Annotated in this window: 20 protein-coding genes and 2 pseudogenes; 13 read left to right on the top strand and 9 right to left on the bottom strand. The window is 32.6% G+C overall.

The features are described from left to right. Positions 1-282: 282 nt before the first annotated feature. On the top strand, positions 283-1857 hold the full coding sequence (locus tag CTER_RS25350) for a CotH kinase family protein (protein ID WP_004630726.1): 1575 nt from the start codon (positions 283-285) through the stop codon (positions 1855-1857). Positions 1858-2075: 218 nt separating this feature from the next. Here CTER_RS25350 and CTER_RS25345 read toward each other — a convergent pair whose 3' ends face one another. The 4 genes from CTER_RS25345 to CTER_RS25330 form a co-directional block, all read right to left on the bottom strand. After that, entirely contained in the window at positions 2076-2762 is a 687-nt protein-coding gene (locus CTER_RS25345; RefSeq protein ID WP_004630710.1) for a 4'-phosphopantetheinyl transferase family protein, read from the bottom strand. A gap of 168 nt (positions 2763-2930) precedes the next feature. Next, positions 2931-3419 carry a restriction endonuclease gene (locus CTER_RS25340; RefSeq protein ID WP_004630702.1) on the bottom strand — a complete coding sequence of 163 codons (489 nt, stop codon included), beginning with the start codon at positions 3417-3419 and terminating at the stop codon, positions 2931-2933. A 164-nt stretch (positions 3420-3583) separates the two neighbouring features. Further along, positions 3584-4753: a class I SAM-dependent rRNA methyltransferase gene (locus tag CTER_RS25335; protein WP_004630733.1), complete on the bottom strand. Its 1170-nt coding sequence runs from the start codon at positions 4751-4753 to the stop codon at positions 3584-3586. A 2-nt stretch (positions 4754-4755) separates the two neighbouring features. Further along, positions 4756-4959, bottom strand: coding sequence for a DUF896 domain-containing protein (locus CTER_RS25330; protein ID WP_004630703.1), 204 nt, complete (start codon positions 4957-4959; stop codon positions 4756-4758). A gap of 203 nt (positions 4960-5162) precedes the next feature. Between CTER_RS25330 and CTER_RS25325 the strand changes: the two genes are divergently transcribed. After that, positions 5163-5627, top strand: a complete 465-nt coding sequence (locus tag CTER_RS25325) for a chemotaxis protein CheW (RefSeq protein ID WP_004630740.1) — start codon at positions 5163-5165, stop codon at positions 5625-5627. Positions 5628-5922: 295 nt separating this feature from the next. Here CTER_RS25325 and ychF read toward each other — a convergent pair whose 3' ends face one another. Both ychF and CTER_RS27850 read right to left on the bottom strand, forming a co-directional pair. Continuing rightward, positions 5923-7017 carry a redox-regulated ATPase YchF gene (gene ychF, locus CTER_RS25320; RefSeq protein WP_004630737.1) on the bottom strand — a complete coding sequence of 365 codons (1095 nt, stop codon included), beginning with the start codon at positions 7015-7017 and terminating at the stop codon, positions 5923-5925. A 115-nt stretch (positions 7018-7132) separates the two neighbouring features. Next, complete coding sequence (locus CTER_RS27850) at positions 7133-7279, bottom strand: aspartyl-phosphate phosphatase Spo0E family protein (RefSeq protein ID WP_004630722.1); 147 nt, start codon at positions 7277-7279, stop codon at positions 7133-7135. Between the two features lie 298 nt (positions 7280-7577). Between CTER_RS27850 and CTER_RS27845 the strand changes: the two genes are divergently transcribed. After that, positions 7578-7931, top strand: a complete 354-nt coding sequence (locus CTER_RS27845) for a helix-turn-helix domain-containing protein (protein ID WP_004630699.1) — start codon at positions 7578-7580, stop codon at positions 7929-7931. 447 nt (positions 7932-8378) lie between these two features. Here the strand turns inward: CTER_RS27845 and CTER_RS25310 are convergent, their stop codons facing one another. Beyond that, positions 8379-9002: an accessory gene regulator ArgB-like protein gene (locus CTER_RS25310; protein ID WP_004630715.1), complete on the bottom strand. Its 624-nt coding sequence runs from the start codon at positions 9000-9002 to the stop codon at positions 8379-8381. A gap of 326 nt (positions 9003-9328) precedes the next feature. Here CTER_RS25310 and CTER_RS25305 point away from each other — a divergent pair, with 326 nt between their 5' ends. The 3 genes from CTER_RS25305 (at position 9329) to CTER_RS25295 (ending at position 11072) form a co-directional block, all read left to right on the top strand. After that, positions 9329-9727, top strand: coding sequence for a TM2 domain-containing protein (locus CTER_RS25305; protein ID WP_004630730.1), 399 nt, complete (start codon positions 9329-9331; stop codon positions 9725-9727). Positions 9728-10104: 377 nt separating this feature from the next. After that, positions 10105-10311: a hypothetical protein gene (locus CTER_RS25300; protein ID WP_040762145.1), complete on the top strand. Its 207-nt coding sequence runs from the start codon at positions 10105-10107 to the stop codon at positions 10309-10311. Between the two features lie 317 nt (positions 10312-10628). Beyond that, positions 10629-11072, top strand: a complete 444-nt coding sequence (locus CTER_RS25295) for a hypothetical protein (protein WP_004630705.1) — start codon at positions 10629-10631, stop codon at positions 11070-11072. A gap of 95 nt (positions 11073-11167) precedes the next feature. Here CTER_RS25295 and CTER_RS25290 read toward each other — a convergent pair. Both CTER_RS25290 and CTER_RS29005 read right to left on the bottom strand, forming a co-directional pair. Beyond that, positions 11168-12016: pseudogene (locus CTER_RS25290) on the bottom strand (IS3 family transposase); the annotation flags it as partial. A 343-nt stretch (positions 12017-12359) separates the two neighbouring features. After that, a pseudogene (locus tag CTER_RS29005) lies at positions 12360-12741 on the bottom strand (transposase); the annotation flags it as partial. 489 nt (positions 12742-13230) lie between these two features. On the opposite strand from CTER_RS29005, the gene loaP reads away from it, so the two are divergent. From loaP to CTER_RS25255, 7 genes are all read left to right on the top strand, one after another. Continuing rightward, complete coding sequence (gene loaP / locus CTER_RS25285) at positions 13231-13761, top strand: antiterminator LoaP (RefSeq protein WP_004630711.1); 531 nt, start codon at positions 13231-13233, stop codon at positions 13759-13761. A 518-nt stretch (positions 13762-14279) separates the two neighbouring features. Beyond that, positions 14280-18791, top strand: a complete 4512-nt coding sequence (locus CTER_RS25280; protein WP_004630720.1) for a non-ribosomal peptide synthetase — start codon at positions 14280-14282, stop codon at positions 18789-18791. Positions 18792-18813: 22 nt separating this feature from the next. Continuing rightward, positions 18814-21906 carry a cyclic peptide export ABC transporter gene (locus CTER_RS25275; RefSeq protein ID WP_004630717.1) on the top strand — a complete coding sequence of 1031 codons (3093 nt, stop codon included), beginning with the start codon at positions 18814-18816 and terminating at the stop codon, positions 21904-21906. A 99-nt stretch (positions 21907-22005) separates the two neighbouring features. Further along, positions 22006-22689, top strand: a complete 684-nt coding sequence (locus tag CTER_RS25270) for a thioesterase (protein ID WP_165585983.1) — start codon at positions 22006-22008, stop codon at positions 22687-22689. A 39-nt stretch (positions 22690-22728) separates the two neighbouring features. After that, positions 22729-23712 carry an ABC transporter ATP-binding protein gene (locus CTER_RS25265; RefSeq protein WP_004630719.1) on the top strand — a complete coding sequence of 328 codons (984 nt, stop codon included), beginning with the start codon at positions 22729-22731 and terminating at the stop codon, positions 23710-23712. A gap of 3 nt (positions 23713-23715) precedes the next feature. Further along, on the top strand, positions 23716-24540 hold the full coding sequence (locus CTER_RS25260; RefSeq protein WP_004630708.1) for an ABC transporter permease: 825 nt from the start codon (positions 23716-23718) through the stop codon (positions 24538-24540). A 3-nt stretch (positions 24541-24543) separates the two neighbouring features. Continuing rightward, the gene (locus CTER_RS25255; protein WP_004630741.1) at positions 24544-25356 is read left to right on the top strand and encodes an ABC transporter permease; all 813 of its coding nucleotides are present in this window, start codon (positions 24544-24546) and stop codon (positions 25354-25356) included. The last annotated feature ends 25 nt before the right edge of the window (positions 25357-25381 follow it).

Genomic DNA, 25381 nt, shown 5'->3' with positions numbered 1-25381 from the left:
ACGGATACGGAAAAATATATTTGGAGGTGGTCTGAAAAGTAACAGTTAGTATTTTTTATATCGAAGTCAAAAAATGATAGGTGGAGGTGGTAAAAATCAGAATTGTGCCTGGTCAGTTAATCAAGTAATAGATTTTATATGTAATAAAATTATTGTCATCGTATTTGCAATACATTTTATGATGAGTTTTTGTTAGTCAATCCTGAGAATGATATTTAAGTATATATCTTAAAGATGATTTTTTATTGCGTATATATCCTAAAAACGAAAGGAATGAAAATTATGTGTAAATTATCTAAAATGATAAGAGTATCTATTATTATTCTAGCAGTGGCTTTAGTTGTTTCATCGGGACAGGTCAGTCTGTTTGCAGCTGAAGTTCAACATCCGGACGGGTGGACTAAAGAGACTCATGGTGATGTAGACGGAAACTATACTGTGGTATTCCCTGATAATAAGGTTCAGCGTATGGATATAACTATCAGTCCGGAAAATTACAGGACAATGGAAACAGATCTGAACAATTTAAACATGACAAGTACTCAAAACCCCGTTTATGTACCTGCTACTATAAAATTTAACAATATTACATGGTGGAATGTTGGTATAAGGTACAAAGGGCAAAGTACACTGTTCACACCTAAAATGAGCGGAAAGCATAAGTTCCCGTTCCGTTTGAATTTCGATAAATTTGAAGATCAATATCCTGAAATAAAAAATCAAAAATTTTACGGATTTAAAGAACTGGCATTTAGCAATAACTGGTTTGATCCTTCATTTGTCAGGGATAAAGTATTTAGTGACATGCTGCGGGACGGAGGTATACCAGCGGCTAGATCCACTTTTTGTAGAGTATATATAGATACGGGCAGTGGTCCGGTATATTGGGGATTATATACAATGACAGAGGACCCGGCGGATGAAATGCTAAAGACACAATTCCCTAATTCCAAAGGTAATTTATATAAGGGGGAGACGGGAGCAGGTGCAGATTTGGCCACATTTAACCAACAGGGCTTTGAAAAGAAAACCAATGAAAAAGCAAATGATTGGAGCGATCTTCAAGCACTGGTTAATAAGCTCAATGCGCCAAGAACAAATGCAGCAAGCTGGAGAGCCGGACTTGAATCAGTCTTTGATGTAAACAAGTTCCTTCGGTGGCTGGCCATAAATACAGCTGCAGTAAACGTTGATACATATGGATGGGTAACTAAAAACTATTATTTATATCAGGACTTATCCAATGGCGGGAAGATGATTTACCTGCCCTGTGACTTTAACATGTCTCTCAATAATAATCCGTTTGGCATGCCCATGCCAGGAATACCTGCAAGTCTCTCACTCAAGGAAATTGGCAGTAATTGGCCTCTTATCCGCTTTTTAATGGATGATCCGGTTTATAATAATATATACCATAACGAAATGCAGAACGCAATGAGCGGCTGTTTCAATCAAACGGCAATAACATCCAGAATAAGGCAGCTGCATGAACTTGTAAGACCCTATGTGGTGGGATCTGAAAGGGAAAGCAGCAATTACAGCTTCCTGTCATATGGCGAGACCCAGTTCAACCAGGCTGTGAATGATCTGGTTAATCATGTAAGTTCCCGACATACTACAGTAAGGGATTATCTTGCAACTGTACCTATCACACCGATATTTAAAAAGGGAGATATTAATAATGACGGGCAGGCTGATGCCTTGGACTATGCGCTCCTTAAAAAACATCTGCTAAATGAAGCCATTTTGTCGGGTGATGCATTAAAAGCGGCGGATGTGGATTCAAGCGGGTCTGTTGATACTCTTGATATGGTCATGTTTAAAAAGTATTTAATGGGACAGATACCTGGTTTTTAAATTCAATTGATGATTTATGGTCATATGATATTATAAATTGATTAAATTTATTGCTGAGAGCGTGAAATAATATACAGTTAACAAATAAAAGTAAATATTTAAAATTTAAAAGTAGATGAAAAATATTGGTTAATATTTTTCATCTACTGCTGTTAGTAAAGATTTATTTTTTGTATTTGTACAAATTATAGATGTAGTCCATTTTTATCTGAATATTATTAAGCTAAGGCTTGTAATAAATCAAAATAAGTCACTTCCTTTAGAGTGGTATTGAAACTGCTGTCTAAAGAGCAAACTGAAGAAATGTGGAAATCATCAATTTCACACATTTCAAATAAACATGATTTTAACTCATTATCAGTAATGACTGAGATTGAATCATTATTTATCTCAATAGAAAAAGAGTCAAGAGGTAAGGATAGACCTCTTCCATCTGCTTTTATATAGCTTTCTTTTAATGTCCATAGTTTATAAAAATATCTTATTCGATCTTTTGGATCCTGTTTCAACAGACTGTCATATTCATAATTTGTAAAGAATCTTTCGGCGATTTTGAGGTCTATATTTTTAACATATTCAACGTCTATGCCCACAAGCTTGTCTGCCACAGCACAAACGGCCCAATTGCCGGAATGGGATACATTGAAATGTAAATGCACAGGGGTTGCTAATAATGGCTTATTATATTCATTTACCCTGTATTTAAGTTCACTGTTTTTTAACCCTGTTCTTCTGCAAAGGGCATAACGGGAAAGCAGATCTCCCAACAGGCACCTGAGAGCATCTTCTCTATGTACAAACCTTTTTATTCTTTCTTTTTTTTCGTTGGTAACCAATTGCATTAACGAATCTGTAGATTTGCTGTCTAAAAAAGAATTGGTCCGAATTCTATAAGTATCTACCATAATTAATACCAGTCTTTAATTATTATAAAGTTCCAGTGCCATGTTTATGCAAAGCAAAATATAAACTTTATTGGATATTTTAATTATATACAGGAATATTTGTAAAATCAACATCGATCATGAGTAAATAAAAATTTTTTTGAGGAAGAGACTTCCTGGGGAGAGCTCCTATTTTGCAGGTTCCAAAACAATTTTGGCATTTTGAACTGATTTGCACATGTCCAAAAGCTGATCACCGTTAATGCATTCAATTACATTTTTGTGGCAGTATACTTTTGTACATGATTTAAAATCACCCAAAGTTATAAGCATACCTCTGTAGATAGAGTTATCACTCATGCATTTGAACAGATTCATGGCTAATTCAACGTCTATAACCTGCTGAAGACCATGTTTCCACACCTCGGTAAATTGAATATTGTTCAACAGAAGGCCGCTTCCGTCTATTCCGCAAGCGGCAGTGGGTTTAACCCTATATCCCAGACGTTTTAGAACTTCCATGATGACAGACATATAATCCTTGAAGTTTAGATATAGCAAATCCTCTTTAGTATTTATAACTTTTAAGATTTGATTTATTTTTCTTTTATAAAATACCCTATAAGTTAATTCAGCTAATTTGATTAACACAAGTAATGTTATAAATAATAGCAGCATAATAATCACCCGCTATTATTCTTTTCATTAAATCATTTTATATACCGGATATGCCGATTTTAGCAAAAAATAAAATGCCTGGGCTCTGGCCCCTCGGATTCAGTGCACAGTGTGCAGGCCCAAAGAGATCAAGTTTAAAAAACTTAATTTACCGCAAGACTACTTTAAACTACTTGTAAAATCGCACACTTCAGATATTCGGTCTCAGGTGATGCCAGTAAAACAGGATGATCCTTGGCCTGTGACCTGTACTCTGCAACCCTGACCTTGCGCCTGGAGTCGGCGGCGGCGTCATACAAAATGTCCATAAACAGCTCAGAGTCAACATGCTGTGAACAGGAGCACGTAATGAGATAGCCTCCTCGTTTAATTATCTTCATTGCGCGAAGATTTATTTCCTTGTAACCTCTGATAGCACCCTGAACCGCATTTTTGGTTTTGGTGAAGGCAGGAGGGTCAAGCACAATAGTATCAAAGGTTTCACCCTTATCGTAAAATTCGCGCAATATATCAAAGGTGTTTGCTGCCTGAAATTTCACGACGGTGTCCAGACCGTTTATTTCGGCGTTTTTGGCGGCACACTTCACCGCATGTTCCGAAATATCAATACCCAAAACACTGTCTGCACCAAAAAGGCCGGCATGTAACGCGAAGGAACCTGTATGTGTGAAACAGTCCAGAACTTTGACACCTTTAACGAATGGAGCAATGGCAGCACGGTTTTCCTTCTGATCCAGAAAGAAGCCTGTCTTTTGACCGTTCTCAACATCTACAAGAAACTTAACGCCGTTTTCGGTCATTTCCACAAGTGTATCAAAAGGGCCTTTAAGAAAACCTTTCTGCATTTCGAGACCTTCCAGCTGTCTGACCGGAACGTCGTTTCTCTCATATATGCCGCGGGGTTTTATTATATCGTCCAGTATATCGACGATTTCCTTTTTAAATCTGTCCATACCAAGTGCAAGAGTCTGAACAACCAGAATATCCGAGAATTTGTCAACGACCAGTGCCGGCAGAAAGTCCGATTCGGCAAAAACCGCGCGGCAGCTGTTGACATCGGCCACCTGCTTTCTATAATTCCAGGCATCATTTATTCTCTGGTACAGGAAATCATAGTTGATTTCTTCATGCTCATAAGTAAGCATTCTGATTGTTATCTGGGATTGAGGATTATAAAAGCCTCTGCCCAGAAATTTATTTTTACTGCTGTATACGTCAATAATATCACCCGGAGTAATATCGCCTTCGGTGCGTGAAATATCACTTCTGAAGATCCAGGGATGTCCGTACTCGACCCTGCTTTCCTTGCCCTTTACAATGTAGGCTTTTGCCATGTCTAGTTATCCTTTCTCAGACTCCTTCTGTTACCGTCTTTGTCAACGATTACCGTATTGTCAAGCGTTGCCTTCAGATTTGCCTTGAAGGCGGCAATATATTCTTTTCTAAGTTCATCTCTTTCAGCAAGTTCAGCTTCTGAGAGGGATGAAATTTTGGCTTTTTTAGCAAGCTCATTCAATCTTTCAATCCTGCTTTTTTCCATAAAAACCGTCCTATCTATATTATTTAAAACATTTTTATTTACAGCATTTTTTACATATAATATGGAGGATATAAATTATTACTATTATATTTATTATTCAAAATGGCACAGAATTTATTATATCAAAAATAATGTCCTTTAAAAAGCGTGTATTGTGTGATATTATTAAAAATATGATACACAAAATTTGGGAGGTGTCGGGAATGGCTGACATACAAGTTGTTATATTTACATTGAACAATGAATTATGCAGTATAGAGGCATCAATGGTATTCAAAATAGAAAAATACAGCGAAGTATCACTTATTCCACAAATGCCCGATTACATAAAAGGACTTTATGATCTCAGAGGCAGAGTAGTTCCCGTAGTTGATTTAAATAAAAAGTTTAATTTGGGCGATTCGGAAATTACTAAAAAGACAAAGATTATAATTACCGAAAAAGACGGACAGTTGTTTGGCTTTATGGTAAACAATGTTCTTGAGATAATTAATCTGAATGAAAACTCAATTGACAAGTCAGAGGCAATAATCAAAGTCAACAATAAGAAATATATTAAGGGCGTTGGTAAAAAGGATGAAAAGTTGTTCTCAATCATTGATCTTAACGAAGTTCTCCTTGACAATGAAGTTGAGCAGGTTACAGAAGTAATTGCAAGCAAAGTGTAGTAGTAACGGTTAATACTGCAGCCTATATGATAAATTCATATAGGCTGTTTTTTTGGTATAATGCTATGACAAGCAAGGTGGCAAGTTTATAATGACAGATGGAAGAGGCAAGCTGACACGTATAGATATATGGTTTTCGACAGCCTGAAAACAGTGATGGATCCTGATAATTAAGAAGATTGCAGGTCTTAGTTTAAACCCATTTTAAACAAAACCCCCGCCATATCTCCATTTAAAGATATGACGGGGGTTAAAACGTTATATTATCATCATCAAATGTATCACTTTTAAGTTCTTACACATTAAACCTAAACAGCGTCACATCGCCGTCCTGCATAACATATTCCTTGCCTTCTGATCTGACCAGGCCCTTTTCCTTTGCGGTGTTATAGGTGCCGCAGGCCATAAGATCGTTATATGCCACAATCTCAGCTCTGATAAAGCCTCTTTCAAAATCGCTGTGTATTTTGCCTGCTGCCTGGGGAGCCTTTGTGCCTTTAATTATGGTCCAGGCTCTGACTTCCTGCGGGCCTGCAGTAAGGTAGCTGATAAGGCCGAGAATTTTGTAGCTGGCTTTTATCAGTTTGTCCAGTCCGGATTCGTCAAGTCCCATTGCTTCGAGGAAATCGGCCTTTTCTTCATCAGCCAGCTGAGCGATTTCTTCCTCAACCTTGGCACAGATGACCATTACCTCTGAGCCTTCATCGGCGGCAATTTCCTTCAGCTCAGCTAAAAACTTGTTGGCTTCCAGGGAAGAGAGGTCGTTTTCCGACACATTCCCCGCGTACAAAACAGGTTTCAGCGTGATAAGGAACAGCTGGTCGACTATTTGCTGCTGCTCACTGTCAAAGGTCATTGACCTGGCAGGTTTTCCGCTTTCCAGGTGAGCTTTGACTGACTCGTACAGTTCCATTTCTATCTGGAACTTTTTATCACCGGATTTGAGATTCTTCCTGGTTCTGTCGATTCTTCTCTCCAGCATTTCCAGATCTGCAAAAATCAGCTCAAGATTAATGGTTTCCACGTCTCTCTTAGGTCCGATGGAACCGTCTACATGGACAATATTTCCGTCTTCAAAACATCTTACAACGTGAACAATTGCATCTACTTCTCTAATATGGGAAAGAAACTTATTTCCAAGACCTTCACCTTTGCTGGCACCTTTAACCAGACCGGCAATATCAACAAATTCAATAACCGTAGGGGTTATCTTTTCAGGATTATACATTTCGGCCAGCTTGTCAAGTCTTTCATCAGGAACTGCTACAATGCCTACATTGGGTTCAATAGTACAAAAAGGGTAGTTTGCGCTTTCTGCACCGGCTTTTGTTATGGCATTAAACAGTGTGCTTTTACCTACATTCGGAAGTCCTACAATACCTAGTTTCATTAATATATCTATCCTCTCATTATTACTGTCATCGAAAATACCATAAAAATTATATACTATATAGTACTTCAATGCAATAATAGTTGAAATTCAAGGGATATATCAATTGGATATTTCATACCATAAGTACATCTTTATAGTACTCAACAATCAATTTATCCAGATCCTGACTTAAAGCCAAAAGTGACTCGTTGTCCAGACTGCAGTTTTCAACCTGTTCATTAAGAACCTCTCTTAAGTTATTTATTTCATCAACCAGCATATTAAAACCCCCTATCCAACATTTTTTCTCATAAAACGTCAAAAAGCTCATTTTTTGTCTAATGTGTTCGTGCGATGGTTCGTAATGCAAACTTCCAATATAGTTGAATTATGTAATAAATTGGTATTAAATTTATTATAAAATGCAAAACGCAATTTGTCAAATAAAAATTTTAAAAAAATAGTTGAAAAAAGTCATTATGAAGTTTGAGAAAAAAGTAATTAATTGACATATAAACAAATTTATAGTTATAATATTATAAGAAATATGTCAGAATAAATGTGAGGGAAATAAACCTATGGAGATAACGATTGGTGAAAGGTTAAAACAATTGGTCAGAGAAAGAGGTTTGGAGCAGCAGGAAGTTGCCATCCAGCTTAATTTAAAAATACCCACCTTCAACGGTTATGTAAGCAATAAAAGGGAACCGTCAATATCAAAGCTGAAGCAGCTTGCGGAATATTTCAACGTATCTGTGGATTACCTGATAGGTTACAGTGACATAAGAGAACCGTATCTTAAGCATTTGCCCGAAGAGATAAGGGACTTCATACATGACCCCTCAAATGAACCGTATCTGGGGTTGGCAATGGATATCAAGGAACGGACTGCGGCAGTGGGCAGTACTAATTATAAAGAAATGAAACGATAAATAATACAATAAATAAAACGGAAACAAATATCATAATTCCCAAAGTATATAAAGTTTTTTCTACAGGTTCGTATTTATTGCAAGGAAATTTTACCGTCCAGAAAATGAACCATATTAAAGTTGGCAATGGACATCAAGGACCGGTTGCTACAGTGGGCAGCAATAATTATAAAGAAATGAAACGGTAAATAAAACAGGGGATTCAACTCATCTTTCACCTAACTTCAAGTACCATACTTTCAAATACTTATTTAAGCTAATAGAAGATAAAAGCTTTTAATATCCACTTTATTGCACTTGCATCTCCGAAAATATCATTTCTAAATATTATAAGAACCATTAAGTAACGTATCAATCACGAATAAAACCTCTTATCAGTTAAATATTTAGCCAATAAATATAAATCTATCAAATGATGGGCTTAAATTTATAATTAGAAAGATAAAGTTATACGTTATTTAATCCGGATTTAATGAAATTAAAAAAACCATGCCCAGCAGGGGTTATTGAAAATATCTCAAGCAGCACTCCGAAACATATTGCGATAACATACATTTTCAGGCTAAAAAATAACAGAATGCAGCAAAGTACCAGTAATATGCCAAGGTATACGATGGAAAGCCTCTTAAATTTCATAATAGAGGCAGGATCGGTTATAGGTTTGGTTGGTGTATCTTTTGGAGCATATTTTATCAGCATATGAAGGCTAAATGCAAATGCAATAAACAAAAATATGGCAACTGCTGCCATACTCCAGTAGATATGAGTATATTGAGATATCAAAGCAGTCATTATGGTGAGTGCCATTGAAACTAAAAGACATTTGCCGTATGTATCGAAGTGATACCCTCCTGCAAATAGTCTTAAGGAGGCCAAGACTATTACAGTCACCAAGGCTGGAATAAAAATTCCGAGAAGTAGAGATACAGAAATCAATATAATACCTTTTACCAGTGTACCAAATAAAACATAAAAGCCATAATAGTAAACTGATCTCTTATTATGATTTTCATTCAAAACATACGCTAAATGTTTTGCACAAGCATATGACCACTTTTGGACAAACCTCATTTAATCTACTCCTTACATAAATATTCAATATATTCCAATCTTATCATAGCGCCACACAAAAATCACCATATTTTTGAAATTTTGGCGATGAACACCTGTAAACTACCTAATACATCATTTTTAGTAGACTTTTTTAAAAAATTAATATATATTAATCAGGTATAAATAAAAGGAATCATCTGTAAAATTCTACTAATTTTAATATGAGATAATTTATTTCAGACATACTTTGTACTTAAGCGTATACTTAGGTGTAATACATTTTCGAAAGTTGTATGAAAAGACGAATGACTTAACGATAAATATCAAAACAGGAGGTAAATATTATGTATTGTAGAAATTGTGGTAACGTTATGAACGATCAGGCAGCGATATGTGTTGCATGCGGAGTACCTGTTGGAAAGGGAAATAATTATTGTCCGTTGTGCGGTGATATAACAGATTCAATGGCTCAGGTCTGTATGAAATGCGGGGTTAATTTTAACGCATATGGCCAGCAGAAATCCAAACTTGCAGCAGGTTTGTTCGGAATTTTCCTCGGAATGTTCGGAGTTCACAGATTCTATTTGGGATATATCGGACTTGGCTTGGCACAGCTGCTCCTAACGTTACTATCATGCTTCATATTCTCACCGTTTATATATATATGGGGTTTGATCGAAGGTATACTGATACTGGCAGGTACCATAAACAAGGATGCAAAGGGTTTCCCTTTAAAAGACTGATAAACGAATAAAGTTGAATATAAATAAATTGAGAAGGGGTTGTCGCATTAGCTAAGAATAGTTGCGCAGCCCTGTTTTTGTGCCTTATTTAACTTCAATAATTTTTTGTGAGATAAAAAATCACATCAATTAAAAGTACAGATATGTTTTAATAAAGCAAATTAAAAAAAACTTATCTAAGAAATCTGATTTTCTCTGAAAAATAATTAATAAACTCAGGTGTTTAACAACTTCGAAATTTACTATTCAATATAGAGAATAAAATTAGGAGTTGAAAGTATGTACACCAGAGCCCCGGATAAATCGGCAGCTGCATATAACAAAAAACTCCAGAACTCATCATCAAGGCAAAAATCCCTGGTCAGGCAGCCAACTACATGGAAAAAATCTTGCGTCTCAGAAGGCTGTCCAATTCATTATCCCAGGAGGATATAAATATCCTTCAGAAAACTATTGGAAACCAGGCAGTTATTAAGCTGCTTACCGATATAACAAAGATACCTCCAAAAACAACCAACTCGGTCAAGATAAAGAAACTATTCCCGGCACGCAGGTCCGGTAATGGCAGAAAAGTCCAACACTGAAACTGCTTTTATTAATTCAGATACGGTTAGTAGCACCGGCACTTGTTTCAAGTAAATCCGATGCAGGCAGCAACACTGGTAAGCAAGTAAGATTAAAAGGAGAGTGAACCAACAAAGGAAACCCTTTTCTGTCAAGGTAAAATTTTATGTGTTAGCCACAGTACTGATATATATATGGGAATATTTATAAAATAATGATATTATTTTATGCACGTGTGTGTCTTTATTGTATAATAATTATAAATAGTTGTAGTTAATAAAAATGAGATTTAATTGCTTGTAGGGCATTAAAATATATGGAATATGAGGAATAAACAATGGACGGAATTAAATTAGATATTGACAAGTCAGTTTGCAATAAAATAGATTTTAAAAAGTTAGGTTACAAGTTCAAATCAAAGCCATTACTAATTGGGGGAATGGCCATGGAATACTATGGGTTGAGAAAATCCGGAGATGATATTGATTTTGTTGTTACAAATGAAGATTATAGAGAATTATCAACTATATACCCAAATAACTTAAAAGATTTGTGGGGGGATTTAGGAGTTTGTATTTATCAATTTGAAATTTGGAAAACTATTTGTTTATTTAACTATGATTATCTTTCGCATGGCTCGGTTGAAGAAAATGATTTTCTTGTAATATCAATGGAAAAACTCCTTTTTATGAAGGCTTTGGCAATGGATGTTGAGAAGTGCCATAAAGATTTACAGTTAATAGTTAATAGAATAAGATTTCTTCAACACGAGAATATTTAAGAATATTTAAAAGGAAGGAATTATTATCAATTTTTTACAGATATTAATCTATATTTTGCAATCAATGAGGGGGGGCGGACGTTTTCTTGGACTATTTAGATAGCTAATCCAAGACTTCGTCTGTACTCCAATGGACTTATATTTCGTAGTGATATTTTTATGCGTTTTTCATTATACCATTTCAAATATGTATTAAGAATCTTTATAAATTCATTAACCGATATTCCAGTCCAATCTTGATTATAAAACATTTCATTTTTAATTCGACCGAAAAATCCTTCACAGGCTGAGTTATCTAGAGAGCAGCCTTTCTTGGACATAGACCGTGGCAGACCTGCATCAGCCATTCGAGATATCCATCCTGGCCAACGATAATGACATCCCCGATCAGTATGAATTAAAGGATGTTCATTTTCCTTTAGATGTTCAATTGCATCATCTAACATATCATTTACAAGCTTAGAGTCTGGAGTTGTACTTATTTTCCAAGTCGGAAGCATCCCATCAAAACAATCTACGATTGGAGAAAGATAAATCTTTCGAGCAGGAATCACGAATTCAGTAATATCTGTCAGCCACTTTTTATTTGGTGCATCTGCATGAAAATCTCGTTCAATTATATTTGGAACAGCAGGAGTAATTTCTCCTTTATAGGAATTATATATTCTCCGTTTTCTTGTCATCACTTTCAAATCTGATTCTTTCATGATACGTCGCACGATTTTTTCTGATACAATGTAGCTTTCTTTAGCCAATAATGCATGGATGCGACGATATCCATATCGTTTATTGCTTTCAACAAATAGCTCTTTAATCCGAACTCGTAAATCTGCATATTTATCAGGTAAGGTTGCTGACTTCTGCTGATAATAATAACAGCTTTTAGGTAACTCTAACTTTTGAAGTAATAATGGCAGTGAATATTTACCCTTTAAGGCAACGATGCAATGCTTTCAACTTAACCTCAAGTGGAGGATGACGCGGATGTTCAGGAGTATTTACTCCTCGCGTAGAAATTTTAATTTTAGGTTTTTTAGCCCTCTCGTCTATTCATGTATATAGAGTCCTCCTGGTGGGATAACCTATCCTTTGCACAACTTTCGTTATAGATTTTACTTGATCATATATTTCAAGCGCCTGGGAGATTTGCTCTTTAGAATACACTTTTATTTACTCCTTTCAGAGTACCATTAGTGTTCGACTTTTTGTCCGCACCCCCAGGTGTGAAGTTTTTTCTGTAAATAGTCTTTCTTTTAAAAATAAATGTTATATTTAAAATTATTGCCAGGCCTCTGGGATTTTTTCAATTATTTTGCTATCCATTTCAGATGAAACAACAATGCCATAAAGTTCATTTGGAGCATGGTATATGGTTTTAAATATGTAGCAAATTCTTTCTTGTCCTTATCTGTAACATATTTTAGAGTATTTCTAACTTGTTAGACGATACAAGGGCTGAGATTCTGTGTCTGGGAATGCAACTGAAATAGATTCTTTTATCCCAGAGAATCCATCAGCACAAATAATAAGTATATCCTTAACACCCGTTTTTAAGCTCATTTAAGATGCTCAGCCAATACTTACTGCTTTCATTTTGCTCGATATTTATACTTATAATATCTTTTTGACCATCCTCATTTATCCCAAGAATTATATATGCGGCTAGTTTTTTATTAACATTATTTTCTGCTCAATACTGGAGATGTCCTTTTGACGCTTCTTTACGGTTTGGGACTCGAAGCTACTTTCTTGGTCTTTGAGGGACTTTGATTTGAGTTTCACCGTAAGAACTTCGGATTTTCTTTGGCTTCATACCATTTCTTGAGTTCTCGTTGTCAGTCCTCTCATAACAGCCTCCAATCAAACTTCTTTTTAGATATAGATATTTGTTGAAAAAAATACAATTATTTATAAAAATGGTGTTGCATTTCCTTTTTGCTAGTGCTAATATATACAATAGTTGCTATAATTACAATAAATTACATTATATAAAAATATTTTAAAAATTTAAGGAAATATTGTAAAGCACTTATTGTTAATAATCGTAGCCATGTCTCGTTAACTAACGATAAGGAATATATCTTAGCTATTTAGGGGTTTATAGATTTTTATAAATGAATGGGCGGAGCTACGTCACTAAAAGGATAAAATAGTGGATATGGGTAACTGGTTTATATTTTACGTTAAAACAGGAAGAGAACAAGAAGCTTGTGATTTTCTAAATAAAGTATTTGATAAAAAAGAGTCTGTAGCATTTATTCCACAAATTGAAACTATTTTAAGAAATTCAAAAGGTATTATAAAGTGTCTTAAGCCTATGTTTCCAGGATATGTATTCCTTGATTCTACTCTAGATGAAGCAATGATTGTAAATATTACATATAAATATACAAGGTTATCAAAGTGCATATACAGAATTTTAGGAAAAGAAAATTTTACTTATATGAAGATAGATAACTCTGAAAAGAAGTTTCTTTTACAATTTTTAAATGATGAATATGTTACAGAAGAATCTAAAGGACTAATTATAGGAGATAAGATTTATGTTACTTTAGGACCATTAAAGGGTAGGGAGAGCATTATTAAAAAGATTGATAGGCATAAAAGACGTGCTGAAATTGAAATTGCATGCTTTGGTGAGTTAAGGCGGATAAATGTATCCTTAGAGGTTGTTTCCAAGATAAAGTAAAATGTGTATTAGGTTATTAAGTATTTACATATTTAACATACACGGAGAAATCGTTATATATTCAATTTTTTAATTCCGGTACTTTATTGTAATGACTGTAAAATCATATTTCTCAACCTTAAAATATTATTAAGAAAAAAACTTATAGTATTCTTCCGTATAGTCCAAAGTCATATTGTCTTCAAAAAAACAGTATTTATAATCGTTAAGATATATAACTTTTTTCAAAACCCATGATATCAATCAATAAAAGCGCCATTTTTATAACACTATTGCCCAATATTCGTTATATGGATTAATACTTTTATGTATTTCACAAACATCACCCCTAAATTCCGGTTTAATGACTTAATTAATTATGAATATGAATGGCAGTAATGTACTGTTTTATGTATTTGATGATGATAGAAATTCATACTTTGGAATCAAGAAAGTTTCTGGACAAAAGCTTGTTGAAGCGGCACAATCGCCATACAACATTTTGTTGGCTTTATTAATAGTTTAAGAGGTTGATATCTATGAATACTGATAACGGAAATTATATGGTTTTTTATCCATTAACTCATCCTCAAAAAAGGATCTGGTTCTTAGAGAAGATATACCCAGGAACATCTTTATACAATATTGGTGGAACAGTAAGAATAAAGAGTAATATTGATTTTGGTTTACTTGAAAAGTCTATAAATATTTTCATAAAAAGAAATGAAGGAGTAAGGTTAAGCTTTGTCGAGAACTCAGGAGAAGTAAGTCAATATATAGTAAATTATGGAAAAGTAAAGCTGGATTTTTTTGATTTCTCTAAATATGATAACGCAGAAGAAGAATTTATAAAATGGGTTGAAATAGAAGCTAAAAGGCCATTTGTTTTAGAAAATGAAAGGCTTTTTTATTTTGCTTTATTTAAATTGTCAGATAATGATAACGGATATTTGGTTAAGTTGCATCATATAATTTCTGATGGATGGTCAACTAACATAATGACAGATCAGATATGTGATACATATATAAGGTTATTAAATGAAGAACAGATTAATGATAGTTTAGAGTGTTCTTATATTGAATATATATTAAACGAAAAAAGATATCTTTTATCAGATAGGTTTATAAAAAATAAATTCTTCTGGAATGAGAAATTTAAAGTTTTGCCGGATATGTCTTTAAATAAAAGCTCAGATGAGATCGAAGGAAAGAGAAAAACCTATGAACTTGATATAGATAACTCTAATAAATTAAAAAACTTTGCAGAGAATTACAAATTTTCAGTCAATACATTTTTTGTTGCATTGTTTATTATTTATTTATATAAAACTACCCATCAGGAAGATATTGTAATAGGTACTCCTGTGTTCAATAGATCCGGGAAAAAGGAGAAGAGTACTATTGGGATGTTTACAAGTACAATGCCATTTAGATTTGTTATAGATGATGATTTAAGCATAGAGTATACTATGGCAAAAATAAATGAACAGTTGAAAGATTGCTATTATAATCAAAAATATCCGTACGACCTACTTGTAAATGATCTGGAACTTAAGAAAAAGGGGTATGACAATCTTTTTAATACCTGTGTTAACTATTATAATACTAGACATAATTTAGAACTAAATAGCTATCAAATAGAGAACATAGAATTTTACAATGGAAATCAAATATATTCTTTGCAACTGGTTATAAAAGACTGGTCCGCAGCAGGAAACTTAACATTAGAATTTGACTATAAGACTAATGATTACTCTGAAGAGCAAATTGATGTTATGTATACTCGTTTGTTAAATTTAACGAATCAAATAATAGTTAACCCATATGAAAAAGTAAAAAAATTAAGTATTCTGACATATGATGAAAGAAATAAAATATTATATGGGTTTAATGACACTAAAAAAGAATACCCAAAAAATAAAATGATATATCAATTGTTTGAAGAACAAGCAAAAAAGTCACCAAATAAGGAGGCTATTAGATTTAATGATAATAAGTTAACTTATCAGGAATTAAATCAAAAAATAAATCAGCTTGCCAGGTACCTTAGAAATAAAGGTATAAAAAATGAAACAATTGTTGGACTTATGACTACCCACTCAATTGAAACCGTTATTGGAGTTTTTGGTATTTTAAAAGCTGGAGGGGCTTATTTGCCTATTGACCCTGATTATCCAAATGACAGGATATGCTATATGTTGGATGATTCGGGCGCTAGTATGATTCTTACTAATGTAGATTTAGATAATACTATGAATTTTAATGGCAAAATAATTAAACTTAATAATCAAAATATATTTTTTGGTGATGCATCAAATCTTGATGTTATTAATAAGCCTGATGATTTGGCATATATTATTTATACGTCTGGTTCAACGGGGAAACCAAAGGGTAGTATGATTGAGCATCAAAGTTTAGTTAATTATGTCTGGTGGGCAAAAAAAATGTATATGAGAAATGAGGATGAAGTGATTCCACTTTATTCTTCTCTGGCATTTGACTTAACTGTTACAACCATTTTTACTCCATTAATCAGTGGAAGTAAAATTATTGTATATAGTAATAATTTTGATGATGAAGAATATGTTCTTTATAAAATAATTAAAGAGAACAATATAACGCTTATTAAGCTTACTCCTTCACATCTAACTTTATTAAGAGACTTAGATAATAGCAATTCTTCGGTTAGACGATTTATTGTTGGTGGAGAAGATTTAAAAGTAAATATTGCTAGAGATATTTATAAAAGCTTTGATGGAAAAATAGAAATATTTAATGAATATGGACCTACTGAAACGGTAGTAGGTTGTATGATACATAAGTATAATTGTGAAAATGATACAAGAATTTCAGTTCCGATAGGGGTTCCTGCCGAAAATGTACAAATTTATATTTTAGATAAGAACCTTGATCCAGTGCCAAGTAATACAATTGGAGAGATATATATATCTGGTGATGGAGTCGCAAGAGGATATTTAAATAGGTCTGAGTTGACGCAGGAAAAGTTTATTGATAATCCTTTTATATGTGGACGAAGGATGTATAAAACTGGTGATTTAGCTAGATTCTTAAATGATGGCAAAATAGAGTACGTCGGAAGGTTGGACCAGCAGGTTAAGATTCGAGGATATCGTATTGAATTGTGTGAAATTGAGAAGCACTTATTGAGCCATAAATCAATAAAAGACGTTGTTGTGGTAGATTATCAGGATAAGAACAATAATAAATACCTATGTGCATATATTGTAATAAAGTCTAATGTTTTAATATCTGAGTTAAAAGATTTTCTGCGTTGTTATTTACCAGATTATATGATTCCATCTTATTTTATTGAATTGGATGAAATACCATTAACTATAAATGGTAAGATCAATAGAGCTTTATTACCAGAACCTCGGATTGAGGAAGTTGAAGATACAGAGTTTATTGCATATAGAAATGAAAATGAAGAAAACCTTATACGCGTAATTTGTGAAGTTTTGAACATTGATAGGGTGAGTATGAGGCATAATTTTTATCATATCGGTGGAGATTCAATAAAAGCAATTCAAATTGCTTCAAAACTAAATGATAGAGGTTTAAAAATAAAGGTTAGAGATATTTTATCCAATCCTATTATTGAAGAAATGGCGCAATACGTAGGGCAAAGCAAAGGGTTGGTTATACCGCAGGGATTTTCTGATGGAACCTTTAATTATACTCCAATGGTATGTTGGTTTTTTTCACATCAATTCAATAATTTTAATCACTATAACCAGAGTATACTGTTGGAGCTAAATCAGAAAATTGGATACGAAATGTTGGACATAGTTTTTAATGAATTAATAAAACACCATGATACATTAAGAATAAATTGCAATTTGCAAACCAGAGAGCTGTTTTATAATAATGAGCATTTGAACAAATACCATCATATTCAAGAATATGATCTAAGAAATCAAATTTATTCGGTGCAAGCTGAAAGCATGAAACGTATAGCAGATGACCTTAAATCAAATTTTAACATAGAGAATGGTATTTTAATTAAGGGATGTATATTTGATTTAGGACAAAGTACGAAAAGATTACTAATTACTGCCCATCATTTAGTAGTCGATGGAGTTTCATGGAGAATTATACTAGAAGATATTGATTTGATGTTAAATCAACTAAATAATGGAATTAAAATTATTCTTCCATCCAAAACAAATTCATATCAGGAGTGGGCGAACAGATTAGTAAATTCTATTAAAAAGGAATCGCAATATGAAATAAGCTATTGGCAGAATACTTTAAGTCAAAATTTTTGTTTTCCTAAAGATTATGATTTGGGTGAAGATATCATAGATAGCTGCTATACTATAGAATTTAAAATGAGTGAAGAGTTTACACTTAATCTTATGACAAAAGCCAACATGGCATATAACACTGAACCGAAGGATTTATTAATAACTTCGTTATTGAGAACAATAAAAAACTTTACTGGAAATGAAGAAATAGTCATTGAACTTGAAGGTCATGGTAGGAATGATATATTAGGAAGTATAGATATTTCAAGGACAGTTGGATGGTTTACAAGTTTATTTCCATTTTTTATTAAGCTGAAAAAGGAAGATATATCATCTCAGATTAAAGAGGTTAAAGAGGAAATAAGAAAGATACCCAACAAAGGGATTGATTTTGGTATACTGAAATATTTGACAACTACTTTCTATGAAAGCAAAAATAAGCACATCAGATTTAATTTTTTAGGTGATTTTACTCCAGGATATAGTGACGCTTTTTTCACTCTTTTAAATGACCAACTAGGAAGTGATTATTGTAGTTTAAACTCATTAACATATTCAATTGAAATAAATTGTTTTGTATTAAATGATAAGTTAAATGTACATTTGACATATAGCAAAAATAAGTATTCTGAAAACACTATGGAGAAATTTACATCTGATTATATGAATAACTTAGAAAATATCATTAAGCATTGCTGTAATAAGAAAGTTTCGGAATATACACCTTCTGATTTTGATACAGTAAACCTAAATTTAGAAGAGCTGGAAAGGATTTTTAGTTGATAAAATCATAGGAGGGGTATAATTGAAAAGAAGGATTATAAAATTTGCATTTATTCTTATTGTCATATTAATATGTTCAAATTCAGTTTTTGCTGAAATTAATGTTAATCATAGCCAACAAAGTATTTTTACAGAGGAAAAACGTATAAGAATAGAGTCATGGATAAACAGTTGTATGAAAGAAGGGAAAATACCTGGTTTATCAGTTGTAATTGTTGATGGCGATAAAACCATTTATAAAAAAGGATTTGGTTATTCAAATTGTAAAACCAAGAATCCAGTTACAGCTGAGACTTTATTTGAACTTGGGTCAACAAGTAAGGCATTTACAGCACTTGGAATTTTAAAACTTGAAAAAGATGGTAAAATTAATCTAAATGATCCGGTAAACAAGTACATTCCATGGTTTAGTATGAGGTACACAGGCAATCATAAAGGAGAAAAAATTAATGGGTATGTCAACATTACTTTAAAACAGTTACTGTATCATTCAAGTGGGGTTCCGTTTTCATCAATAGGAGATATTCCCATTGATGAAAGTGATGATGCATTAGAAAAAACTATTAGAACTCAAGTAGATAAAGAGCTTGATTTTTATCCAGGTGATAAATTTCTTTATGCAACAATAAATTATGATATTCTCGGACTTGTAATTCAAAATGTATCACATATGCCATACGAAGAGTATATACAAAAAAATATACTAGATGTATTAGGTCTTAAAAACACTTATTTATTTAGAAACACTGAGGACAAGCATAACTTGGCAAATGGATATAAAGTAGGATTCCTCAGACCAGTGGAATATAATGCACCTGTATACAGAGGAAATACTCCTGCAGGATACATCATAACTAATGCCGAGGATTTAGCTGAGTGGATTAGAATACAACTTGGAACAGAAGATTCAATTAAGTTCGACAAGAGTGTAATCCAATTCTCTCATATGCCAGATCGTACTGTATCGCCTGGCGTTGACGGATCATCTTATGCTTGTGGATGGTTTGTATTCCAAGACGGTGGAGGTATCATTTCCCATGGAGGAAGTAACCCAAATTTCTCATCGTTCATCTTATTCAGGCCTCAAGAAAAGTTTGGAATAGGTATTTTGGCGAACTTAGATTCTTCGTATACAAAAGGAATTGCAGATGGTATATATAATATAATTCAAGGAGAAAACCCTAAGAATAATATACATGATAAATATATTACTATAGATAATACTTCCTCTATTGTAGCACTAATATCTTTATTGGTGGCACTAGTAACCGTCTATTTATTATTAGTTTTATTGCTTCAGATTATAAAAAAGGAAAGAAAGTGTATTGAAAATCTAAAAGGGATTATTACTAAACTATTATTTCTTTTGTTTTTCCTAACAGGTTTTGGGTATTGTATTTACAGAATTAGCGATATCATATATTGGGAACTTCCATGGTCATTTATTAAAGTATGGGCTCCAAGCAGTTTATTGACATCAATAATTATATTATTTGTAACAGTCATGTTATTCTGTACTTATTTTATGCTCACAACAATTTTTACAAGAAAAAATGATAAAACTTTGTTTGTTATTGTTGCGTTAAGCGTAAGCAGTGGATTTGGAAATGCAATAATAATTTTTGTTGTTAACGAAGCATTAAATAGAACAGACAGTTTTCAATTTGGTCTTTTATTATATTTTATTATGGGGATGGTCCTTTACGTTTATGGACAACGTATTGTAAGGAAAAGACTTCTTTTTTTAACAAGTAATGTTGTTTATGACATGAGAATTGATATGATAAAAGAGATTCTCAAATCTTCATATGAAAAGATTGAACAGATGGAAAACGGAAAGATACATTCAGGCTTAAATAACGATACCGAGGCAATCAGTAACTTCGCAAATGTTATTGTCTCAGCAGTATCAAGCTTAGTAACTCTCATTTGCTGTTTTATATATTTAGGAGTAATCAATATATATGGTCTATTTGTATCAATATTAGTTATTTTCAGTGCAGCAGGTTTATATTTTGCTATGGGCAGATATGCAAACAAATTATGGGAAGAGACAAGAGACCTTCAAAATATATTTTTTAAATTTATTAACAGTTTAACTAATGGTTTAAAGGAACTCAAAATTAACAATAAAAAGCAAGCTGGATTTGTAAATGATATGCAAGAAAGCTGTAAGGAATACCGTGACAAAAGAATTAAGGGTGACTTGGGATTTGCCAATGTTTTTGTTGTTGGAGAATTACTGTTCACTATAGTAATTGGAGTTGTTGCATTTGTTTTTCCAATTGTTTTTAAAGATATTCAAACCAGTTCATTAAAAGATTACGTGTTTATATTTTTATATATGACTGGACCCGTACATGGGGTTTTAAATTCAATACCTCAATTAATCAACGCCAGAATAAGTTATAGGAGGCTTAATGGTCTTATGAAAGAACTAGAATCTTTTGAAACAGTAAATACTGTGAGAGAAGATGTTTTTTTGACTGACCGTTTTTCTCTAGAATTAAATGATATTGAATATACTTATAAAAATAATAATAGCGATTTCTTCAAAGTAGGACCTATAAACTGGACTTTTCAGTCTGGCGAAATTACATTTATTACTGGCGGTAATGGGAGTGGAAAATCTACATTAGCAAAACTTTTAACAGGATTATATATGCCTGATAAAGGAGGTATAACACTTAATAAAGATAATATTCAGCCAGAAGAGTTACGCCAATGCTATTCTACAATTTTCAGTGATTATTTTTTATTTGATAAGTTATATGGAATTGGACAAACAGATGAAAATAAAATAGATGAGTTGCTTAAGGTTTTACATATAAATGATAAATTAAGTATTGATAACGATATATTTAGTACAACTAAGCTGTCAAGCGGGCAAAGAAAGAGATTAGCGCTTCTAGTCAGTTACTTGGAAGATAAGAAAATATATTTGTTTGATGAATGGGCTTCAGATCAGGACCCCGAATTCAGAAGATTGTTCTATGAAGTTCTATTACCGGAATTAAGGGATAAAAACAAATGCATTATTGCAATATCACATGATGATAGATATTTTTCTTGTGCTGATAAAGTTATTAAACTGGAAATGGGACAAATAATTTAAGATATCTTTAGTTATATAAATTAGTGTGTAGTAAATTGAAATATATAGCAAAAATTAGTTTTTGTATTAAGGGGGAATAAGTGTATCAATAAGATTAACTTGTTTTGTTTGCCTCATGCAGGAGGTAACAGTACTCTGTATTTTCCTTGGAGGAAGTTGCTGCATCCCAATATTAGACTAATTTCAATTGAACTTGCAGGTAGAGGTAAACGGGCTGAAATTCAATTTTATAGTAGTATAGAAGCTGCTGTAAATGATGTATATAGTCAAATTGAAGAGTATTTATTTGAAGCACCGTTTGCTATATTTGGTCACAGTATGGGAGGCTTAATTGCTTTTGAACTGGCGCATAAGTTAATGGACGTAGGAGTAAATGAACTTGTTCATTTATTTATTTCAGGTAAATATCCACCTCATATTGAAAAATATTCAACTCCTATTCATAGTTTGCCGGATGCTGAGTTTATTACAGAAGTTTCGAAATTAGGAGGTATTCCGCAGGGAATTCATAAATACAAACCGATACTGAATCTTTACCTCCCAATATTAAAGTCAGATTATAAGATTGTTGAAACTTATAAATATGAGCATAAGTCTAGAAAATTGGATTGCTGTATAACTGCATTAAATGGCAGGAAGGATAAACTGACTTCAGAAATTCAAGGATGGGAAGCTTATACTAATAATAAATTTCAGATGATAGAATTCGAGGGAGGACATTTTTATATTAATAATCAATTAGAGTCGATTCTTAATGTTATTAATAATACGTTGGTAATATAATTTAAAAATATTTAAGGATGGAAAGGTATAACATAAACTATGAGTGATATTACAGCAATTGAGGTAAAAGACTTAATTAAAAGTTTTAGTTATTATAAAAAGGAATTGGGTTTAAAAAATTCTATAAAGAACTTATTTAAGAGAGAACAATTGATTAAAGAAGCAGTAAAAGGTATTTCTTTTAACATTTCTGAAGGAGAAATTGTGGGCTTTCTGGGACCTAATGGTGCAGGTAAGACAACTACCCTTAAAATGTTGTCAGGTATCCTATTCCCTACTGATGGGTATGCAACTGTTTTAGGGCAAGTTCCTTGGGAGAGAAAAAAGGATTTTAAAATGAATATTTCAATAGTTATGGGGCAAAAAAGTCAGCTTTGGTGGGATTTACCTGCAAATGAATCCTTATATCTAAATAAATATATTTATGAGATTAATGATAACGAATATAAATTTTCACTTGAAGAACTGACAGAGCTACTTGATGTAAAAGAACTACTTAAAGTACAAGTCAGGAGACTTTCTTTAGGTGAGAGAATGAAGATGGAGATTATTGCAGCTTTGATACATAAGCCTAAGGTTATCTTACTTGATGAACCAACTATTGGTCTTGATATTATCTCTCAAAAAAAGATACGTGAATTCTTAAAGTTTTATAATCAGGAAAATAAAACTACAATCATTTTAACAAGTCACTATATGAAGGATATAGAAGAGATGTGTAAAAGGACTTTAATAATTAATGAGGGCATAATTGCTTATGATGGTGAATTAAGTAAAATAAATGATGTTTTTGGACATAAGAAGATTATAAAGTTGAGTTTTGAAGAGCAGATTGATAAAAAGGATTTGGAGAAGTTCGGCAATTTAAGAACATTTGATGGCTTCAATGCAACTTTAGAAGTTGATAAGAGTACTATCAGAAGCTGCTCATATGACATACTAAACAGATTTCCGGCAGCAGATTTTAATATCGAGGATATACCAGTAGAAGAAGGAATATCATTACTATATAAAAGAGGTTAAAAAATGAGTATTCAAAGTGTTAATTGGGTAAAGAAGTATACTAGAGTATTTATATTAGGCGTACAATCATCAATGGAGTATCGTGCTGATTTTTTGTTGACAATATTTAGTGCGTTTGTTCCTATAGTTATTCAATATTTCCTTTGGAGTGCAATTTTCAATAATTCAAGTGAAGCTAAAGTTTACGGGTATACTTTTACTCAAATGATTACATATTCTATCTTATCAGGCATTTTTTCAAAACTGTTGGCTACGGGATTTGAGTGGGAAGTAGCAAGTGATATAAAATCGGGGGGATTAAATAAATTTATTGTTCAACCAATAGGGTATTTTTTATATAGAATAAGCAATTTCCTTGGAGGAAAGTTTATAAATTCAATAGTAATGATGTTTATTACCCTAAGTACGTTAGTTGTTTTAAAATACTACCTAAGAAATCAAATAGAGATTGAAAGAATATTTTTTTTATTAGTTATATTATTTCTGGCTTTACTATTGAACTTTTTAATTTTTTTCTGTGTAAGTACATTAGCTTTTTGGATGATAGAGATATGGCAAGTATTCACAATATTGGGAATAGTGATTAATGTAGCGAGTGGGGGTATCTTCCCTCTTGATATTTTTGGAAAAAAATTTCTTAGAGTAATCGAATTCTTACCTTTTAAGTACACAATATATTTCCCTATTAATGTAATAAGTGGAAAGCTTAACTATAACGACTTGAGTAAAGGCATATTGATTCAATTATTCTGGGTAGTTTTCTTGTTTATTCTATCCAATTACCTTTGGAAAAAGGGTATGAAAAAATACGTGGCTGTTGGAGGCTAAGGTATGAATGAGATTTTAAAGGAAATAAGAAAACACTGTTTTATTTATCTTTTAATTGCAAAGAATTGCTTAATTGGTCAAATGGAGTACAGATTTAATTTTGTAATGGGTTTCTTTATCGAATTTATGTGGCTTTTCGTTCGTATACTATATGTTATTGTTGCTTATCAGACAAATATAGTTATAAATGGCTTAACTCCTGATGCGGTTCTACTTTATACAGGTACATATTCTATTATTATCGGAGTATATACAGGCCTTTTTGGGCATAACTTTTATGAATTGCCGGAACATATTAGAAATGGAACACTTGACACGCTAATAACAAAACCAATATCACTTCAATTTATAATTACATTAAGAAATATTAATTTCAGTTGGCCATTATCTGATGTAATTGGTGGTATAACTATGGTCGTACTGGCATGGAACAGGCTCGGAATTAATGTGAATATAATTAATATAGTTGGTTTTTCAGGTCTTATTTTAAGTGGAATTCTTATTTCATATTCTGTTTTTTTGCTTCCAAGGATATTTTCATTTTGGCTGGTTAAAACAAATGCTATTACTTCTATTTCAGAAGAGTTACACGGGTTTAACAGAATGCCATACTTGATTTACAATAAATGGATACAAAGAATAGGGATTTTTGTACTTCCAATTTTTCTAGTAGCAAATTTTCCTCCTTTGTTTGTTCTTCATAGATTAAGTTATATATATATATTATGGGGAATAGTAGCGCCAATACTATTTGGCTTTATAGTAAGAATGGTTTGGAATGCAGGGATTAGGAACTATACAAGTGCAAGCAGTTAAAAATAAAAATACTTTGGTGCATTAA

Source organism: Ruminiclostridium cellobioparum subsp. termitidis CT1112, assembly GCF_000350485.1.
Taxonomy (GTDB): domain Bacteria; phylum Bacillota; class Clostridia; order Acetivibrionales; family DSM-1351; genus Ruminiclostridium; species Ruminiclostridium termitidis.
The sequence above is the reverse complement of the archived record's forward strand: the minus strand, read 5'-3'. Positions and strand labels throughout refer to the sequence as shown.

What these genes read in the sequence shown, in the direction of transcription:
- CTER_RS25350 (WP_004630726.1), top strand. Translation starts at nt 283, where the DNA reads ATGTGTAAATTATCTAAAATGATAAGAGTATCTATTATTATTCTAGCA.
- CTER_RS25345 (WP_004630710.1), bottom strand. Translation starts at nt 2,762, where the DNA reads ATGGTAGATACTTATAGAATTCGGACCAATTCTTTTTTAGACAGCAAA.
- CTER_RS25340 (WP_004630702.1), bottom strand. Translation starts at nt 3,419, where the DNA reads ATGCTGCTATTATTTATAACATTACTTGTGTTAATCAAATTAGCTGAA.
- CTER_RS25335 (WP_004630733.1), bottom strand. Translation starts at nt 4,753, where the DNA reads ATGGCAAAAGCCTACATTGTAAAGGGCAAGGAAAGCAGGGTCGAGTAC.
- CTER_RS25330 (WP_004630703.1), bottom strand. Translation starts at nt 4,959, where the DNA reads ATGGAAAAAAGCAGGATTGAAAGATTGAATGAGCTTGCTAAAAAAGCC.
- CTER_RS25325 (WP_004630740.1), top strand. Translation starts at nt 5,163, where the DNA reads ATGGCTGACATACAAGTTGTTATATTTACATTGAACAATGAATTATGC.
- ychF (WP_004630737.1), bottom strand. Translation starts at nt 7,017, where the DNA reads ATGAAACTAGGTATTGTAGGACTTCCGAATGTAGGTAAAAGCACACTG.
- CTER_RS27850 (WP_004630722.1), bottom strand. Translation starts at nt 7,279, where the DNA reads ATGCTGGTTGATGAAATAAATAACTTAAGAGAGGTTCTTAATGAACAG.
- CTER_RS27845 (WP_004630699.1), top strand. Translation starts at nt 7,578, where the DNA reads ATGGAGATAACGATTGGTGAAAGGTTAAAACAATTGGTCAGAGAAAGA.
- CTER_RS25310 (WP_004630715.1), bottom strand. Translation starts at nt 9,002, where the DNA reads ATGAGGTTTGTCCAAAAGTGGTCATATGCTTGTGCAAAACATTTAGCG.
- CTER_RS25305 (WP_004630730.1), top strand. Translation starts at nt 9,329, where the DNA reads ATGTATTGTAGAAATTGTGGTAACGTTATGAACGATCAGGCAGCGATA.
- CTER_RS25300 (WP_040762145.1), top strand. Translation starts at nt 10,105, where the DNA reads ATGGAAAAAATCTTGCGTCTCAGAAGGCTGTCCAATTCATTATCCCAG.
- CTER_RS25295 (WP_004630705.1), top strand. Translation starts at nt 10,629, where the DNA reads ATGGACGGAATTAAATTAGATATTGACAAGTCAGTTTGCAATAAAATA.
- loaP (WP_004630711.1), top strand. Translation starts at nt 13,231, where the DNA reads ATGGGTAACTGGTTTATATTTTACGTTAAAACAGGAAGAGAACAAGAA.
- CTER_RS25280 (WP_004630720.1), top strand. Translation starts at nt 14,280, where the DNA reads ATGAATACTGATAACGGAAATTATATGGTTTTTTATCCATTAACTCAT.
- CTER_RS25265 (WP_004630719.1), top strand. Translation starts at nt 22,729, where the DNA reads ATGAGTGATATTACAGCAATTGAGGTAAAAGACTTAATTAAAAGTTTT.
- CTER_RS25260 (WP_004630708.1), top strand. Translation starts at nt 23,716, where the DNA reads ATGAGTATTCAAAGTGTTAATTGGGTAAAGAAGTATACTAGAGTATTT.
- CTER_RS25255 (WP_004630741.1), top strand. Translation starts at nt 24,544, where the DNA reads ATGAATGAGATTTTAAAGGAAATAAGAAAACACTGTTTTATTTATCTT.